General features: G+C 67.2%; 18 protein-coding genes. 7 read left to right on the top strand and 11 right to left on the bottom strand.

The annotated features are described in order from the left end of the window. From N0B15_RS04590 to cis13, 3 genes are read left to right on the top strand one after another with little or no spacing between them, the layout of a single operon-like run. Complete coding sequence (locus N0B15_RS04590) at window positions 1-1989, top strand: putative baseplate assembly protein (RefSeq protein WP_263018302.1); 1989 nt, start codon at window positions 1-3, stop codon at window positions 1987-1989. After that, entirely contained in the window at window positions 1986-4118 is a 2133-nt protein-coding gene (locus N0B15_RS04585) for a phage tail protein (RefSeq protein WP_263018301.1), read from the top strand. The genes N0B15_RS04590 and N0B15_RS04585 overlap by 4 nt, the downstream gene beginning before the upstream one ends. Before the next feature lie 45 nt (window positions 4119-4163). After that, the gene (cis13, locus tag N0B15_RS04580; RefSeq protein ID WP_263018300.1) at window positions 4164-5426 is read left to right on the top strand and encodes a CIS13 family contractile injection system protein; all 1263 of its coding nucleotides are present in this window, start codon (window positions 4164-4166) and stop codon (window positions 5424-5426) included. Window positions 5427-5429: 3 nt separating this feature from the next. Here the strand turns inward: cis13 and N0B15_RS04575 are convergent, their stop codons facing one another. Continuing rightward, window positions 5430-5912, bottom strand: a complete 483-nt coding sequence (locus N0B15_RS04575; protein ID WP_263018299.1) for a deoxyuridine 5'-triphosphate nucleotidohydrolase — start codon at window positions 5910-5912, stop codon at window positions 5430-5432. A gap of 158 nt (window positions 5913-6070) precedes the next feature. Between N0B15_RS04575 and N0B15_RS04570 the strand changes: the two genes are divergently transcribed. Both N0B15_RS04570 and N0B15_RS04565 read left to right on the top strand, forming a co-directional pair. Further along, window positions 6071-8038, top strand: a complete 1968-nt coding sequence (locus N0B15_RS04570; protein ID WP_263018298.1) for an aconitate hydratase — start codon at window positions 6071-6073, stop codon at window positions 8036-8038. 265 nt (window positions 8039-8303) lie between these two features. Then, window positions 8304-8747, top strand: coding sequence for a hypothetical protein (locus tag N0B15_RS04565; RefSeq protein WP_263018297.1), 444 nt, complete (start codon window positions 8304-8306; stop codon window positions 8745-8747). 159 nt (window positions 8748-8906) lie between these two features. Here N0B15_RS04565 and solA read toward each other — a convergent pair whose 3' ends face one another. The 8 genes from solA to N0B15_RS04525 form a co-directional block, all read right to left on the bottom strand. Next, window positions 8907-10043 (bottom strand): N-methyl-L-tryptophan oxidase, encoded by a 1137-nt coding sequence (solA, locus tag N0B15_RS04560; RefSeq protein WP_263018296.1) that lies wholly within the window; start codon window positions 10041-10043, stop codon window positions 8907-8909. Between the two features lie 219 nt (window positions 10044-10262). Next, complete coding sequence (locus tag N0B15_RS04555; protein ID WP_263018295.1) at window positions 10263-10667, bottom strand: hypothetical protein; 405 nt, start codon at window positions 10665-10667, stop codon at window positions 10263-10265. 47 nt (window positions 10668-10714) lie between these two features. Then, a complete protein-coding gene (locus tag N0B15_RS04550; RefSeq protein ID WP_263018294.1) occupies window positions 10715-11299 on the bottom strand; it encodes a flavodoxin domain-containing protein in 585 nt (194 codons plus the stop codon). Window positions 11300-11476: 177 nt separating this feature from the next. Beyond that, window positions 11477-12721, bottom strand: coding sequence for an MBL fold metallo-hydrolase (locus N0B15_RS04545; RefSeq protein WP_263018293.1), 1245 nt, complete (start codon window positions 12719-12721; stop codon window positions 11477-11479). A gap of 69 nt (window positions 12722-12790) precedes the next feature. Beyond that, window positions 12791-13096: a hypothetical protein gene (locus tag N0B15_RS04540; protein WP_263018292.1), complete on the bottom strand. Its 306-nt coding sequence runs from the start codon at window positions 13094-13096 to the stop codon at window positions 12791-12793. 3 nt (window positions 13097-13099) lie between these two features. Beyond that, window positions 13100-13912 carry a polyprenyl synthetase family protein gene (locus tag N0B15_RS04535; RefSeq protein WP_263018291.1) on the bottom strand — a complete coding sequence of 271 codons (813 nt, stop codon included), beginning with the start codon at window positions 13910-13912 and terminating at the stop codon, window positions 13100-13102. Continuing rightward, window positions 13905-14549, bottom strand: coding sequence for a TetR/AcrR family transcriptional regulator (locus N0B15_RS04530; protein ID WP_263018290.1), 645 nt, complete (start codon window positions 14547-14549; stop codon window positions 13905-13907). The genes N0B15_RS04535 and N0B15_RS04530 overlap by 8 nt, the downstream gene beginning before the upstream one ends. A 75-nt stretch (window positions 14550-14624) precedes the next feature. Next, window positions 14625-14903, bottom strand: a complete 279-nt coding sequence (locus tag N0B15_RS04525) for a WNWW family protein (protein ID WP_263018289.1) — start codon at window positions 14901-14903, stop codon at window positions 14625-14627. A 108-nt stretch (window positions 14904-15011) separates the two neighbouring features. Here N0B15_RS04525 and N0B15_RS04520 point away from each other — a divergent pair, with 108 nt between their 5' ends. Beyond that, entirely contained in the window at window positions 15012-15416 is a 405-nt protein-coding gene (locus tag N0B15_RS04520; RefSeq protein WP_263018288.1) for a 30S ribosomal protein S6e, read from the top strand. 9 nt (window positions 15417-15425) lie between these two features. Beyond that, window positions 15426-15875 carry a DUF7112 family protein gene (locus N0B15_RS04515; protein ID WP_263018287.1) on the top strand — a complete coding sequence of 150 codons (450 nt, stop codon included), beginning with the start codon at window positions 15426-15428 and terminating at the stop codon, window positions 15873-15875. Between the two features lie 50 nt (window positions 15876-15925). On the opposite strand, the gene N0B15_RS04510 is transcribed toward N0B15_RS04515, so the two are convergent. Next, a complete protein-coding gene (locus N0B15_RS04510) occupies window positions 15926-16438 on the bottom strand; it encodes a PadR family transcriptional regulator (protein ID WP_263018286.1) in 513 nt (170 codons plus the stop codon). Between the two features lie 347 nt (window positions 16439-16785). Then, window positions 16786-17247 carry a FlaD/FlaE family flagellar protein gene (locus N0B15_RS04505; protein WP_263018285.1) on the bottom strand — a complete coding sequence of 154 codons (462 nt, stop codon included), beginning with the start codon at window positions 17245-17247 and terminating at the stop codon, window positions 16786-16788. Window positions 17248-17307: the final 60 nt, after the last annotated feature.

Genomic DNA, 17307 nt, shown 5'->3' with positions numbered 1-17307 from the left:
ATGGGTCTCGACGTACCGGACTTAGACGACCGCGAGTTCGAGGACGTCTTCGAAGAGACCAAGCGGCGAATCCCCATCTACACCGAGTCCTGGAGCGACCACAACGCCCACGACACGGGAATCGCCATCCTCGAGTTGCTCGCCTGGATCAGCGAGACCTACACCTACCAGCTCGACCGGGTGACCGAAGAACACCGCGAGAAGTACCTGCACATCCTCGGGGTCGACCGCCAGCCACCCCGGCCGGCGACCGCGCGCGTCTCGGTCAGACCGCCCGAAGGCGGTGACGGACTCGTCGTGCCCGCGGGAGAGGCGCTGCTCGTCGACGACCGCTCGGGCGTCTCGAAGACGTTCGAGACGACGACCGATGCGACGCTCACCGAAGCCCGCCTCGAGAAGGTCATCACACACGCCGGCGGCGACACCGTCGACAACACGACCGAGAACGAGACCGAGAACACCTACTTCGTGGTGTTCGGCGAGGAGCCCAGGGCGGGTGACGCCATCTACTTCGGCTTCGACCGCGACCCGCTCGGGGCGGCGGACGAACTCGCGCTCACGGTCGAGTTCTACGAGCGCAACCTGCCAGCACCGGCCGAACACGGCGACGCCGAGTCGACGTTCGAGCCGTCGGTCGAACTCGTCTGGGAGTGCTGTCACGAACCCGACCGCTGGCGAGACGACGACGCCTGGAGTCGGCTCGAGGTCGCCGCCGACGGGACGGACGCGTTCTACCACGGCGGCGTCGTCCGTCTCGAGCGGACGGCGGAGACGCCGACACCGGCGAGCGGCGGGTCGGTCCTCGGACAGCCGGACGAACTGGTCTGGCTGCGCTGTCGGCTCGCCCACGCCGAGTACGAGATCCCCCCGCAGTGTTCGTCGATCCGGGTGAACGTCCTCGAAGCCGCACACCGGTCGACGGTCCACGACGAGTTCCTGACGCGAAGCGACGACGGTCTCGAGACGACGATCGACGCCGAACGGCGCTTCTTCTTCGAACACGGACCGGTACTCGAGGCGGACATCGTCGTCGACGGCGAGCGCTTCGAGGAGGTCGAAGACTTCGACACCTCCGGCCCGACGGACAGACACTACGTCTTCGACGCCGAGCGTCGCTCGATCAGGTTCGGCGACGGGGTTCGCGGGGCGAAACCGCCGGTCGGCCGCCGCGTCCGCGCGAAGCGGTACGTCTACGGCGGCGGCCAGGACGGAAACGTCTCGGTACACTCCCAGTGGGAGTTCGAGCGCGAGGACGCGGAGCTCGCCGACGGTATCAGTCCCAGTGACCTCGCGGTCGAGCCGACCGGCCCGGCCAGCGGCGGCGCGGACGCCGAGTCGGTCGAGGAGGCGATGGACCGGTTCAAACGCGATCTCAAACGGCCGTACCGGGCGGTGACGCTCGAGGATTACAGCTACGTCGCGACGCACACACCCGGCCTGCGTTTCGGGCGGGCGAACGCGACCCGACGGGAGTTCCGACGCGACGACACCGACCGAACCGAAATCGTCCTCTCGGTCGTTCCCTACAGCACCCACGCGAGACCGGAGGCGAGTGAGGCGTTCCTCGACGCCGTTCGCAAACACGTCGAACGGAACCGCCTCCTGACCGACGCGGTGCGCGTCGAGGCGCCACACTACGTCGACCTGGAGGTCGACCTCACCGTCTCGGCGACGCCCGAGCGGCCGCCCCGGCGGCTCAGGGGGGCAATACGGGAGGCACTCACCGCGTACGTCCACCCGCTGACCGGCTTCGACGGCGAGGGCTGGCCGTTCGGCAGGCCGCTGTACGTCTCCGAGGTCGAGAACGTCGTCGGCGACGTCGACGGCGTCCGGGGCGTCCTCGACGTGACGGTGACCGCGAGCGGCGAGGAGGAGATCGACGACCACGGGAACGTCATCATCCCCGAGACGTCGCTGCTCTCCCTGCTCGAGCGGAGCGTCAGCGTCTCGGTTCGCTCGAGCAGCGCGCACGTGGAGGGAGCGCGATGACCCGGGACTTCTCGTTCGCCGTCGCCCACACGCCCGACGACTGGGCGCGCTGGTCCGGGCGAAACGTCGACGTGACCGAGGACGGAATCACACTCGTCACCACGCCGACGCTGGCCGAGACGGCGCTCGGATTCGAGACCGTCGACGTCGATCTGAACCCGAGTGGCGATCTGAGCGTGCTCGGCCCAGACGGCGAACTCGGCGTCTACATGCGCGCCGTCGGCGAGTTGAAGTCGCTCTCGCTCTCGAAGCTGGAGGCGGCGGGACTCACCCGGCCGGTCGCGATCTGTACCACCGCGGACAGCCTCTACCTGATCGACGGGGAGAACGGCCGCGTCGGGTCGTTCTCGAGGCAGTTTCGCACCTACCAGTGGTCGACGGCCGCGCTCACCGCGCCGATCAGCGCCGTCGGCGACACGACCCGCGGCTACGTCCTCGACGGCGGCGACGGCGACGGGGCGAGCGGCTTCGTCCTCGCGGTCGGGCCGGGCGAACGGACCGACGTCGTCGTCGACGGACTCCACTCGCCGATCGACCTCACGGTCGACGCCGGCGGGGCGCTGTTCGTCCTCGACCGCCGGGACGACGAGACCGTCCTCTCGCGGTATCCGGCCGACGACGCGGCCGAGAACGGGGTCGCGACCGACGCCGAGGAGACGGTACTCGAGCTACCCGAGACGTTCGAGACGACGACACTCACCGCCGAGCGCGATGGAGCCATCGTCCTCGGTGGCACCGATCCGGACGGCCCGTCGGTGCTGCGCTACTGGCTCGCCGACGACACGGCCGAGGCGCTCCCCGGGTTCGAGCGCACGCCGACGGCGTTGCTCTCGCAGGCGATGGACGCAGGCGGCGACGCGAACGCCCACCGGCTGTACGCGATCGACGGCGAGGCGGCCGCCTGGGCGCTCGAGGAGGGTCGCGAGAACCGGAAGAACGACGAGAGCACGCGGTACGAAGGCGAGATCGTCGGCCGCCTCGACGCGGGCGTTCGCGAACTCCAGTGGCACCGGGCGACGTTCGACATCGACCGCAAGACGGTCGGTACGCGCGTCGACATGCGCTACTACGCCTCGGACGGCGACGAGGAGGGGATCGACGACTTCAGTGAGTTCGACGCGGTCGACGACGAGACCGCAGAGACCCTCGCGGCGGCCGGCATCACCGGTCTCTGGGAGCTCCTCGAGGCGACGCCGACGGAACTGTGCGAAGCGGTGTCCGACGCCTCGAGGGAGACGGTCGAACACTGGCGCGAGCGAGCGCGCGAGCGCATCCGGGCGACGTTCGACGAGCGCGAGGACGCGGTGGCGACACACGACCCCGAAGACGTCTTCCTCGACGACGCGGTGGGGCGGTACCTCCACGTCGTCGTCCACCTGGTCGGGAGCCGTCGCTCCTCGCCCAGGGTTCGCTCGCTGACCGCCTACTGCCCGCGCCAGTCCTACCTGCGCTACTTACCGGAGATCTACCGCGAGGAGGGATCGCGGTCCGAGTTCCTGGAACAGTACCTCTCGATCTTCGAGACGGTGTTCGCCGACATCGAGACGGAGATCGACGACGTCACCCACTACCTCGACCCCGACGGCGTCCCCGACGCGTACCTCTCCTGGCTGAACACCTGGCTGGCCGTCGACATCGGCGACGCCTGGCCGGAGTCCGCCCGCCGGGAACTGCTCTCGCGCGCCCCGGAACTGTACCGGATGCGCGGGACGCGAGCGGGACTGCTCGAGATCATCGAACTCTACCTCAGACACGCGGACCGTCCGCTGGAAGGGGCGCGTTCGGACGGCGAGACCCCGGACGTCCGCGACCTGGTTCGAATCGTCGAGTACGCCGACCTCGAGTGTATCACCGACCGGGTGACGAGGGCGTCTCACGCGCGACTGCTCGGCGACCCACAGCGCTTCCAGGTGCTGATCGATCCCTCGGTACCACCGGCGCACGTCAGCGCGATCGAACGCATCGTCGACGCCGAGAAACCGGCGTACGCCGACGCCGTCTGCGAACCGCTTCGCGAGCGCTTCCAGCTGGGGGAAAACTCCTACCTAGGTATAAATACCACCCTTCCGAAACATCGTCTCGAACTCGGAACCGCCGCGCTCGGACAGGAATCAGAACTACTCGAGTAACCAGTCAAACACAGCAGCCTTCTACGATCACAGCCAACCGAAACCATGAGCCAAGAACAAGAACGACACGCCTCGAACGGATTCGAGCTACGACAGTTCGAGAAGAATCGCTACTTCCAGGGGAAGCTGATGACCGCCCGCGACATGCGGGTCGAACAGGAGTACCACACGGATCGCTTACAGACCGCGAACAAGCTGATCGCGGGGTCGGGCATCGTCTCCGGGCTGACCATCTCCGAACTCGAAGACCACGGTGACGGCCTGCGCGTGACGGTCGAACCCGGCGTCGCCATCGACTACCAGGGGCGACCGATCGTCGTCAAGAACTCGACGACGACGCGGTTTCCCACACCCGACGGCGACGAGATGTACATCCACATCGCCTACGAAGAGGAGACGAAAGACCCCGTTCCCGTCCCCGGCGGCGAACCGCTGAGCGGCGAGGAGTCGGAGGAGAGTCGCATTCTCGAGGTCTTCGACATTACCTACCGGGAGACACCCCCGAGTGAGTACAAGACCGTCCCGCACATCGAGTTCCCCGACTTACAGCGCCAGGGCGCGAGCGATCCGACGGCGGTCGCGAACGCCCTCGCCGAAGCCTACCACGAGAACGCCCGCGCCGAGGTCGACGGCCGAACCGATCCGTCGGTCTTCCTCGGCTCGTTCAAGCGCACGCCCGACGGCGAGTGGAAACCCGGCCAGGAGACCAGACGCCGCCCGTTCGTCTACGACAACGACATGCTCTACGCGGCGCTCATCGCCCACATCGCCGACACCGACAACCCACACCGGACGACCGTCGGCGAACCAACCGACTACATCGAGGGCGAACTCGACCAGATCGAAGGCTTCGCCATCCGCTTAGAGCGCCTCCAGTCGAACATCGAGGCGCTCTCGCGCGAACTCGAGGTACACAACGACTACGCCACCCAGAAGTCGCTGAAGACGACCGTCCGCTACTTCGACGACGTGGCAGACCGCTTCGACGACAGCGCACAGGCGACCCGGATCGCCTTCGCCATCTCCGCGAGCGCCCGCGACGCCCTCGAGAGCGGCGTCGAGACCGACGAACAGTACCTCGAGTTCGTCGAAGCCATCGCGAAGAACGCACGCGAACTCGAGCCGCTGCTCGAGGGGCGCGTCACCGAGAGCGGCCACGACCAGTACACGGCGGCCGTCGACGCACTCGAGGAGGCGCTCGAGGCGGAGACCTCCGTCCTCCAGGTCGCCGTCTCCCTCGACGAACTCAGCGAGACCGCAGACCTCCTCGAGACCCGCTACGGCGTGGTCCCCGAGGACGAAGCCTGATACTCACTCGAGATTCTCGCCCTGGTAACTGCCGTCGTAGACCGTCTCGTGGTTCGCTTCCGTGAGCACCAGCTGGGCGATGCGCGCCCCGCGCTGGAGTTCGATGTCGTGGTGGACCTGCAACAGCCCCTCGCCGCGGCCCTCGTAGCCGGCGTCCCAGACGGCGGTGTTGAGCATACACGAGTTGCGCAGCAGCGACGAGCGCGGGTAGACGAAGCCGACGTGGCCCTCGGGAATCGCGATGCGCTCGCCGTAGCGGGCGACGTACGCCCCCGCCGGGAGGTAGTAGGTGTCGGGGACTTTCCGCTCGAGTTCCTCGAGCGGGCGGGCGACGCGCTCGCCGATCTCTTTGCCGTCGGTCCCGAGTCGCCCCGGCTCGAGCTGTTCGAAGATCACGTCGAGGGTGAGGTCGACGCCGTTGGGCTGGATCTGGTCGTCGGTCGTCGGCGAGACGTGCTCGGCGACGAACGTGCCGGATCGATACATAGCCGGGTGGACACAGAGGGACGCCATAGTCGTTCGGCTTCGACGTGGCGAGTCCGCAGGACGAACGAGCGAGTCGAGAACGGAATCTGACGGCCGGTGAGACCGTCAACCCGAGCTACGCGCGGGTTTTATCCGGATAGATGAGTAATAGTGAGGGTATGGGACAGACGGTCACCGAGAAGATTCTCGAGGAGCATCTCGTCGAGGGAACGCTCGAGACCGGCGAGGAGATCGGAATCGAGATCGATCAGGTGCTCACCCAGGACACGACGGGGACGATGGTCTGGCTGCAGTTCGAGGCGATGGGTCTCGACGAGGTCCAGACGGAGGTCGCCGCCCAGTACTGCGACCACCAGACCTACCAGTTCGATTTCAAGAACACGGACGACCACCGGTTCCTGCGGTCGGCGGCGGGCACCTTCGGGGCGCACTTCTCCCGGCCGGGCAACGGGATCTGTCACAACGTCCACCGCGAGAACTTCGCCGCGCCCGGCAAGACCTTGCTCGGTTCCGACAGCCACACGCCGACGCCGGGTGGTCTCGGCCAGCTCGCCATCGGCGCTGGCGGCATCGACGTCACCGTCGCGATGGGCGGGGCACCCTACTACATCCAGATGCCCGAAATCGTCGCGGTCAGACTCGAGGGCGAACTGCCCGCGTGGGCGACCGCCAAAGACGTCATCCTCGAGCTCCTGGGTCGCCTCTCGGTCAAAGGCGGCGTCGGCAAGATTCTCGAGTACACGGGTCCGGGCGTCGAGACGCTCACCGCCCCCGAGCGGATGACGATCACCAACATGGGGACCGAACTCGGCGCGACGAGTTCGATCTTCCCGACCGACGAGGAGACGCGCGACTACCTCGAGCGCGTCGGCCGCGAGGACGCCTACGTCGACCTGCAGCCCGATGACGATGCGACCTACGACGACGAGATCGTCGTCGACCTCTCGGATCTCGAGCCGTTGATCGCGACGCCGTCGATGCCGGACAACGTCGTCCCCGTCCGGGAGGTCGCCGGCGAGTCGGTCGATCAGGTCATCGTCGGCTCCTGTACCAACGGTGCCTACGAGGACATCCTCCCGGCGGCGAAGATGCTCGAGGGACGCGAGATCGCGAAGACGACCGAGATGATCGTCGCGCCGGGGTCGAAACAGGCGAGTGAACTCCTCGCGCGCGAGGGCTGGGTCGCCGAGATGATGGCCGCGGGCGTCAACTTCTCGGAGGCGACCTGCGGGGCCTGTATCGGGATCGGCCACGTTCCCGCCAGCGACTCGGTCTCGCTTCGCACCTTCAACCGCAACTTCGAGGGGCGCTCGGGCATCGAAGACGACAACGTCTACCTCTGCTCACCCGAGGTCGCCGCCGCCGCCGCGCTCGCCGGCGAGATCGTCGACCCGCGTGACCTGGCCGAGGAACTCGGCGATCTCGAGGATCCCGGCGTCGAACTCCCGGCGGTCTACGACGCCTCGAAAGCCGACCTCATCACCCCCGAGGAAGCCGTCGACGACGACCTCGTCAAGGGACCGAACATCGGTGACGTGCCGCTGAAAGAGCCACTCGAGAGCGACCTCTCGGGACCGGTCCTCCTGAAGATGGGCGACAACATCACCACCGACCACATCATCCCGGCGACCCAGGACATCCTGATGTACCGCTCGAACGTCCCCAAACTCTCGGAGTTCACCCTCTCTCGCGTCGACGACACCTTCGCCGAGCGCGCACTCGAGTCCGACGGCGGCTTCCTGCTGGCCGGCGAGAACTACGGGCAAGGGTCCTCACGCGAACACGCCGCGCTCTGTCCGATGTACCTCGGCGTCGAGGGCGTCCTCGCTCAGAGCTTCGCGCGCATCCACCGGGCGAACCTCTTCAACTTCGGCCTGCTGCCCCTCGAGATCGACGCCGAGACCTACGAGGCGATCGAGCAGGGTGACGACCTCGAGATCGTCGACGACGTCGCAGAGGCCGTCTCGAGTGGCGCAGAAGAGTTCACCGTCCGCGTCGGTGACGAGGAGTTCAGTGCGACGCTCCGGGCCTCCCAGCGCGAGCGCGACATTCTGGCGGCGGGTGGCAAACTCTCCTGGACGAGAGCGCAGGCGGAAGGGAGTGGCGCGGCCGCCGCCGACGACTGACCGGCCGATATCGCCCGCTCGCCTCCGCCCTCTCTGCAGACTGTTCGGACGATAGCCCCTGTGCTGACGGGTACGTGTGGTCGAATTCGTCGGCCAGTTTCCTCGTACGTCCGTTTTGAACGCACCGCCAGCTTGACCAGTCACAGCCAGATAGTACCTCCGGAACAGTTTTCCAGGTGACACGATAAGTGTGAGCATGAATCGGAGAGCATATCTTGGTGTCATCTCTCTCGGGTTAGTCGGAGTGGGTGCTGGTGGGAGCATCGTGTTTGGCAGTCCAACGACGCAGTCGAACCCTGACCAGCACATCGCCAGTCTCTCCTTCGAGCGAACGGAGCCGACGACGGTCGAGACCGGCCCAGCGGTCACTAACGAGAGAACGCGCGGCTACGAGCCGTCACTGACTGTCGACCGAGCCACCCGGTCACTTCGCGTCACCGGCCGACTCGTCCACGGCTCGAAGGACTGTACCCAGGTGCGACTCGCATCCACGGCATACGAAGCAGAGACCGCAACGTTTACCGCGACGATTTCGGAGGGGCGCACAATGCTCGGACGGATTACGCCCGGGTGTACCGACGCGGAGGGTGAAGACGGCTACCGGTTGACCGTCGAGTTCGACGACGCGCCTCCGAAGCACGTGACGGTGACCGAACGCGACCACCTCGGCGGCGAATTCGAGGGTGAGTGGACGATCGACGAGCAATAATCGGCGTGGCAGTGGGCGTTCTTGGGCCCTCCCGGGAGTGGGAGCCTGCTCAGGAAACTCTTCTCCGAATACCAGGTCCACTGGTTCGGATCCCACTACAACGACTGATCCACTGGCTTCAGCTCCCGCTACACAGACACGCGCGAGCGAATCCCGTGCTCACTCGTCGAAGCGCTCGAGCGAGAACGCGTCGATCTCGTAGTCGGTCTCACCCTCGAGTACGAGGTCTGTGAGGATCTCGGCGGCGACGGGCGCGTAGGCGAAGCGCCGGCCGGAGAAGCCGACGGCGACGGCGACGCGCCCCGCCGCGAGCGTGTCGACGACCGGCGTCCCGTCGGGCGTCGTCGCGGCGACGGAGGGCTCGAGTCGCATGGTCTCACCGGCGCCCTCGGGGAGGTGGTGCTCGGTGAACGAGCGGAGGATGCGCTCGTCTTCGGGCATCGGTTCGCGGTCGATCTCGTCGGGGTCGACGCGCTCGCGGCGGTGGCGGTGGCGGCCGACTTTGAAGCCGGGGACGGCGAACGTGGGCGCGCCGTCGTAGCGCTCGGCGCCGACGGTGAGCGAGAAGACGGGCAACTGCTCGGGTGTGAACGCCTCGGGAGTGTGCGGGTGAAACCAGGCGTCGAGGCGGCGTTCACAGACGAGGTGGTCGGCGAGGTCGTCGACGAAGTCCGGCGTCCAGGTCCCGGCGGTGAGCACCAGTCGGTCCGCACGGTACGTGTCGTGGTTGGTGTCGACGCGGACGCCGTCGTCGCTCGAGCGCCAGCCGGTGGCGCGCTCTCTGGCGTGGATCGTCGCACCCGCCTCGTGGGCGCGCTCGACGTGGGCGATCGTACACTGCTGGGGGGCGACGAGACCGCCCGCTGGCTGGGAGAGCGCCGCGTACTCGTCGCCGGGCAGGTCGAAGACCGGGTAGCGCTCCGCGAGGTCCGCGTGAGAGAGGTCCTCGTACTCGACCTCGAGGCGCTCACACGCCCGTCGGGTGCGCTCGAGCACCCGGCTTCCCTCGGGTGCGACGTCGAGCGCGCCGGTCTCGAGGAGGAGTGGGCGGCCGTGGTCGGTCTCGAGCGCCTGCCAGTGGTCGTGGGCGTCGCCCAGCAGGTCGACCGCGGCGTCGACCTCGTCGGTCGCCGGGCGGATCGCTCGCGCGTAGCCGTGTGATTCACCGTAGTCGTTCGGAACGTCGAAGCGCTCGAGGCCGAGGACGTCCGCGCCGCGCGTTGCGAGCGACGCGACCGTCGCACTCCCCACCCCACCGACGCCGACGACGATCACGTCGTATCGTCTCGAATTCATTACCACGCTGTACGGCAAGGTCATAAGAATACTTATTGATCGATCAGTTTCCCGGGCGACCCGTCGTACGGTGGGTAACGACCCCGCTCATTGGTCATTATTATGTATCGAATACCGATAGTAATTAGAGACGTGATTCAGAAATTGAACGATCGCTGACCGAACGAACGCTCGGTCACCCGGCGTCGGTGCAGGCAGGGACGGAAACGGCGACGGTGGTTACGGTCCCCACCCCGACGCCCGCTCGCGGAGGCGGCGCTGGTGGGCGCGCTCGGTGACGTGTTCGACCCCGTCGGCGAGCTCCGCACGGAGAGCTGCCTCGAACCCGGTGGCGTCGGTGTAGAAGCCGTCAGCGAACGCCTCGACGAGTTCGTAGGTCCAGCGGTCGTCGACCGCACCCGCCGGGAGCAGGTCGTCTCGCAACGCGTCGGCGTACGCCCCACGGCCCGCCTCGCGCAAGTACCCCTCGGCGGTGGCGAAGCGGTCCATGGCGTGCCCGACCTGGTGGTGAAACCGGAGGAAGTCGCCGTAGGCGCGGTGGACGTACTCGATGGCGAGCTGGCACTCGTGGAGTGCTGCGCGCTCCTCGTCGCTCAACTCGAGGTCGTCGGCTGGTTCGGCCATCCGGACCCGTACACCGACGAGTCACTTGAGCGTTGGCTGGCGTCGGGTCACGGCTCGTCCTCGGTGGGCGAGCCGCCACGGTCGGAGCCGTCACCGGCGAGCGTCGCCGAGAACCGGCGGGCGAAGGCGTCGACGGCGTCCCAGTCGGTGTACTCGTGGTCGCGCGAGGTATCGGTCTCGAGTCCCTTCCGGCCGGCGATGTAGCGCATGACGAAGCGCGTCAGCAGGCCGTAACGGCGGTACGCGAGCGCTCCGGCGACCGGTTCGGTCAGGTCGGGCGTCCAGCCGGTGTCGGCACAGAACTCGTCGATGTAGCGGCGGGTTTCGCGCTCGTCGGTCTCGGCCGCGCCCGCCGCCGTGAGGCTGACGGAGACGAACGCCGACGGCCGGTCGGACAACGCCCGGCGGTGGGTGCGCGCGAACTCGAGAACACCCCGCTGGTGGGCCTCCCGGTGGACCGAGGCGGCGACGACGACGCCGTCGTAGGCCGACAGCGACACCGAGTCCGGGGCGTGGTCGACGTGGACGAGCGCCACCTCGTGGCCGAGACCGGCGAGCGTGTCACCGATCCGTTCGGCGATGGCGGCGGTCTGGCCCTCGCTCGAGCCGTAGGCGACGAGGACGCGGCTCATCGGCGGCCACCTCCGGCGAAGAGGGGCGGTCGCCTCGAGCGGGCACGGGATACCAGTGGAGCCATGGTCGACGTTCGTCGCCAGTCCCCATCAAACGCGGGCGTCGACTCGTCCCCTCGGTCGCGCTGTGTTCCGGCGAGACCCACCGACGGTGTGCGGGTGCCGGTACCGACGGTCTCACTCGCCGACGGTGACGGTCTCGCCGAGGGCGGGCGCGCTCGCGTCGAAGCCGCGCGTTCTGAGGTCGGCAGCGAAGCCAGGGCAGTCGTCGCCGTGGACGCAGAGCAGCCGGGAGTCGCGGTAGGGCTCGAGGAAAGCGAGCAGGCCCTCGCGGTCGGCGTGGGCGGAGAAGTCGTAGCTCTCGACGGTCGCACTCACCGGGAGGACGCGGCCGTCGATCGGAACGCGGCCGGTGTCGAGCAGTTCCCGGCCGGGCGTGCCGGGAGCCTGGAAGCCGACCATCGCGATCTTGTTCGTCGGGTGGTCCCGGACCGCGGGCACGTAGGTCATCGCGGGACCGCCGTGGAGCATCCCGCTGGTCGTCACGATCACCGTGTTCCCGGCGGCGATGCGCTCGCGCTGGCCGTCGCGGCCGTCGACGAAGCGGGCGTGACCCGCCGCCCGCCGCACCAGCGCCGGATCGCGCAAGAACGCGCGGTTTCGCGGCCGGAGGAACAGGTCGGTGACCCGCGCCCCCATCCCGTCGACGTAACACTCGAGGTCGTACTCGGCGCAGAGACACATCGCCTCCTGGGTCCGGCCGATGGCGAAGGCGGGGACGACGACGGTTCCACCCTCCCAGATCGTCTGGCGCAGGCTCTCGGCGAACGCCCGCTCGAGTTCCGCGCGCGGCGGCCGGGTGGTGTCGGCGTAGGTGCTCTCACAGACCACGACGTCGGCGTCCGGGCGCGCGCTCGTCCCCGCGAGTAGCTGCTGGTCTTCGGTGTGGAAGTCGCCGGTGTAGAGCAGGCGCGTCTCGCCGTCGCTGACGAGGACGTGGGCGCTCCCGGGGACGTGGCCGGCGTCGAAGAACGTGACCTCGTAGCCCGCCGCCTCGAACGGCTGGCCGTAGCCGTGGGTGCGCGAGACCTGCGTCATGCGGGCGAGTTCGGCCTCCGTGAACGGGCAGTTGTAGCTGCCGCCGTGGAGCGAGAGGGTGTCTCGAGCGAGCGTCATCGCGAGGTCGGCGGTCGGCTGGGTCCAGTGGATGGGCGGGCGGGCGTCGCCCGAGAGCAGCGACGGGAGCGAGCCGACGTGGTCGAGGTGGCCGTGGGAGACGACGACGGCGTCGGGGTCGGCCGAGCCGACCGGAAACTGGGGCGGGTTACCCGAGTCCATCCCGAAGTCGAGTAAGAGCGAGTCGTCGACCAGGAGCGCGCTGCGGCCGATTTCGCGCGCGCCGCCGAGGAACTCGAGGTTCACCGTGTGATCCCCCGACTGGAGACCGTCGGCGCACTCGAGCGGGGGCGGAAACGGGTGCAGAGACGGCGCTCACGCGCCATCGTCGGCCACCGTGAGTGTCCGTGCGTAGACGTCTGTGAGACAGACGAGGACGATCGCGAGGGGGACGGCGACGTCGACGTAGGCGACCGAGTCGAACTGGAGGGCGCTGACGACGAACGGGTTTCCGGGGTCGAACGCCCCCGAGAGCGAGCGCGCGCTGAGGAAGACGAGTGCGAGGAGGTAGGTGAGAAACCAGAGGGTCCCGCGCCGGAACGCACCGAGGTACCAGTGGCCGAGACCGGCGGCGAGTAAGGTGAGCAGGTAGGCGGGCCAGACCGGGCGGTTCCTGGACATGGGTCAGTGGTGAGGCTCCGAGGCGCTCGAGAGTGCATCCGTCGCCCGCTCGAGCGCCAGCGCGGCGTCGGTGTCGGGCAGAACGCCGAGGGCGTGGCGTGCCCGCTCGAGGTGGGTTGTGGTGCTGTACCCGCCGGGGGTCGGTCCCTCGAGCGAGGCGTCGCCGTCGGTGAGTGCGCGCTCGAGGGCGCGGGCCGGTTCGGGTTCGTCCCACTCGAGGCGCTCGAGGGCGGCGAGCAGGGACTCGCCGTAGGTGCGCATCGCGTCGACGGCGTCCCGGGGCGCGCCGGCGACGAGACAGCCGAGCGCACAGCCGGTACCCGCGAGGATGGCGGTTGGGTGTCGGGCCGTCTCGGGACCGTCTCCGGCGTCGCCGGTCTCGAAGAACGACCGAGAGAGCGCCGCCGACCCGGCGGTGAGTTCGCGGTAGGCGTCGGTGTGGCGCTCCGGCGGGAGGTCGAGCGTCGCCAGGTGGGAGTGTGCGGAGGCGTGGAGGTGGTCGCTCGCGAGGAGGGCGAGGTCGCGTTCGCGAGCGCTCGTCCGCGCGCCCGACTCGAGGATGTCGCGGCGCAGGCGGAGGTAGCCGCCGAGGGTCGCGACCGAGACGCTCACCTCGAGTAGCGTCTCGAGGGAGAGAGCGCGTCCGGGGGCGACGTCGGCACTCAGACGGGTGAGTGCGAGCGAGAGCGAGAGCGTCGGCGTGTCGGGGTCGACGGCGTCGGCGACGCACCGTTCGACCGCCGGCGAGAGGGTTCGTTCCCGGAGCCAGGCGTCGACGTGCGAGCGGAGCGCGTCGTCGAAGCGCTCCTCAGCCATCGCACTCACCGTCGTCTTCGTCCGTCGGTTCGCCCCCGGTGGGGAACTCGACGCCGTCGGCGAGAATCCCCGCGATGATCATCGTCGTGACGCCGTCTCGGACGTCCTCGAGGTACGCGTCGCGTTCGAGGGTGAGCTGGCGCACCCGCGCGCCGTCGAAGGCGGCGATCAGCAGCGAGGCGGTCCGTGAGGCGTCGTGGTCGCGAAAGTCGCCGCTGGCCTGGCCGTCTTCGAGGATCGACTCGAGCGTCTCACGCAGGCGCGCGTCGGTCCGTCGAAGCTGCTCGCGGTAGCGCTCGTTGTACGGTGCCTGCGCGCGGAGTTCGAGCAACGCCGTGTGAAAGGAGACCCGTTCGGTGTCGTCGGGACCGTAGAGGAACCAGTCGACGAAGCGCTCGAGGCGCTCGAGTGGCGGGAGATCGGCGGTCTCCTCGGTCCGTTCGTCGAACCGTTCGATCAGGTAGTCGATGAAGTCGACGATGAGGTCCTCGAGCGAGTCGTAGTGGTAGAACAGCCGGGACTTGCTCTTGTCCGTCCGGTCTGCGATGGCCTGGGCGGTGAGGTCGGTGTAGCCACAGGCACACAGCGCTTCGTAGGTGGCGGTCATCATCGACTCGCGAACGGTCGGTTCGGTCACTACCTGACTCTGTAGTCAGAAACGGTTTATTCATTTCGGATCCGTCGGCACGGATGGTCGAACCCGGCCGCCTCGTCACCGGCGGTAGCGCTGGATGCCAAACTGGGCGTAGCCGGTGTAGGCGACCTCGAGCGCGCCCATCCACCAGTTCCACCGGTCGGCGAGCGTCCCGTGGGGCGCGTCGGTGAGTTCCTCGAGGACGACCTCGTTGGTCAGCGGGACGCCGACGTCCGCCTCGTACAGCCCCGAATCGGCGAGGTCGACCGCCTGCCGGACGACGACGCGGGACTCGCCGACGGTGGCAGCGAACTCGCGGCGCAAGGCGAGTTCGAGCGGGCCGGGTTCGAGTGACACGCGAAGACGTGGGCGCCGAGTACACTTCAGTGTTCGAGCCTCCGCCGGCAACGGCCGCGAGCGTTCGGATTCGATGTTCTTTTGAGCGCTGGCCGTTTTGCGTCCGACATGGCAAGTTTCACTGTCGTCGTCGGCGAACCCGAGTCGGGTGCGTCGTACCAGCTCGAGGCGGAAGCGCAGGACGCGAACCGGTTCCTCGGGAAATCGATCGGCGACGAAGTCGATGGGAGTGCCGTCGGACTCGACGGCTACACGCTCGAGATCACCGGTGGCTCCGACGAGGCGGGCCGGCCGCTGAACGAGACGGTCGCCGGACCGAACATCACGGAAGTGCTGATGGACGAGCGCCAGACCGGCTACAAGCCCGAGCGAGACGGCGAGCGACGACGGATCACCGTCCGTGGCCGAGAGGTCAGCGACGCCGTTGCACAGGTCAACACCGCCATCGTCGGGCGCGGTGACACCTCCGTCGAGGAGCTCCTCGGGCTCGAGTCCGAGGAGGACGACGAGTAACCCCCCTTCATGGCTGATCGTATCTCGAGTGACCACCCGTCGGTACACACCGTGCGGGCGACGCTCGCGGGGACAGCGACGGGAGTTCGCCTCGACGTGCCCGAAGACGAGTGTGAGTCGTTCCCGCTCGAGGAGGTCGTCAGAACCGTCCTCGACGGCGAGGAGCGCTTCGCGCTGGTGGCACGTCCACTCGCCGGTGGTGAAGACGAACGGGTGATCGACGGCGTCTACGACGCGCCACGGATGGCTCGCGACCCGCGTGAGGGTGTCGACCGCCTCGCCTCTTGGGCGAGCGACCACGGCGTCGGTGACGGTTCGTCGGTCCTCGTCGACGTCGTCGAGCCAGGGTTTCTCTACGGACTCCGCGCGCCGGGCGAGACGGCCTACTACGACGCCCGCGAACCACCGAAGCAGTCGCTCGCCGACATCGCGAAGGGACTCGAAGAGAGCGACGAGTAGCGGCCGCTCGGGAGCGGAGACGAGTGACGAGTGAGCGGGGACAGCCGTGATCAGGGCGCAGGCTCGAGCCTGGGGAGGAACGCGTATAGGAGGAGACCGAACGCGAGGTGCTGGAGCATCGTCTGTTCGATGGTCGCTCTGACGAACGCCGTGTCGGCGATGGAGTACTCTTTGGTTCTGACCTTCGCGTGCATCGAGAGGACGTCTTCCTCCTCGAGTTTGTGCAGGCCCGGGTAGACCGTACCGGGGCTGAGCTGGGCGTCGAAGAGGTGTGTCAGATCAGAGAGTATTTCCTTGCCGTGGGTCTCGCCGTGGAGGGCGATTAACATCAGCAGGATTTCCTCTAAGTTCTCTTTGATGATTGCCTCGTCGAACTGGATGTCGTCGACTGGCAGCGAGTCGTTGACCTGGGCCATCAGTTCGTCGAGTTCGTGTTCGATGGGGCGACCCTCGTCCTCGAACGTCGCGGTCAAGAGGTCGTACGATTCCGACCGTGTGGATGCGGTCGACGCTTTCGACAACTCGTCGAAAACCGATTCTGTGTGTTGTTTTTCCTCACGCATTATCCGATCACCATGGGGCACTCGTGGTCGAGAACGTGTCCTCGAGCCCGGCGACACGCACATGTCGCCCAGCCATCACGGAACGATCACTCAATCACGAATTAACAGGGTTAATGAACCCGCACCTAATAAGTAACAGGGAACTGACCAACCCGAATGACGGTAAATAAAACACTCGTGCCAGACAGAATAACACGAGAAGCAGACATTAGTGTTCGTCTACGGGTCGAACAGGTGAGAAAAGGCCAGAGATTGCACCTCATGCCTGTATTTTGCAACGTTCAGGTTAAAATAAGGCAGGCAGAGATAAGAGTGATAAACGTTTTGGCCACGTTCCGGATGAACGGTCAGTGAGTCTGAGACGCACTGTCACGAATAATACTCACCATCTCGCTGGGCCGGTCGTCTTCGTCGTCATCGTCGAGTTGGCGTTCGACACGGCGCTCTGCCATCCGAGCGATCATCACGTGCTCTTCGAGGTCGTCGTCTCTGATCTTGGCGATGTACTGGAGGCTCTGGGCGTGGGCACCGAACAGCGTGCCGCTGAGCGACTCGAGCGGGTACTCGAGGGTGGTCGGTTCGTCGTAGCGTTTGTTGTGGACCTCACGCAGGGAGAGTCCACGGAGGTACGAGACCATCTGTTTCCGTACGAGCGGGCTGATCCAGTTCAGATCCTCGTAGTAGCGCAGGCAGTTGAGCGCGCCAGTCGTCCCGAAGGTCTCGCCGAGAAAACGCGCCCACTGGATCGTCGCGTCGGTTCGTCCGGCCGATTGCTCGAGTGAGTCGAGGTAGGGTTTCTCCATTGGCATAGTAGAACACGCGGTCTAGGGATGAGAAGCGTGCCAGAGTGCTTTAATACTCGTGTCATT

The sequence above is a fragment of the Natronobiforma cellulositropha genome (assembly GCF_025629245.1).
GTDB lineage: Archaea > Halobacteriota > Halobacteria > Halobacteriales > Natrialbaceae > Natronobiforma > Natronobiforma cellulositropha.
This window is presented reverse-complemented; position numbering and strand designations above follow the sequence as displayed.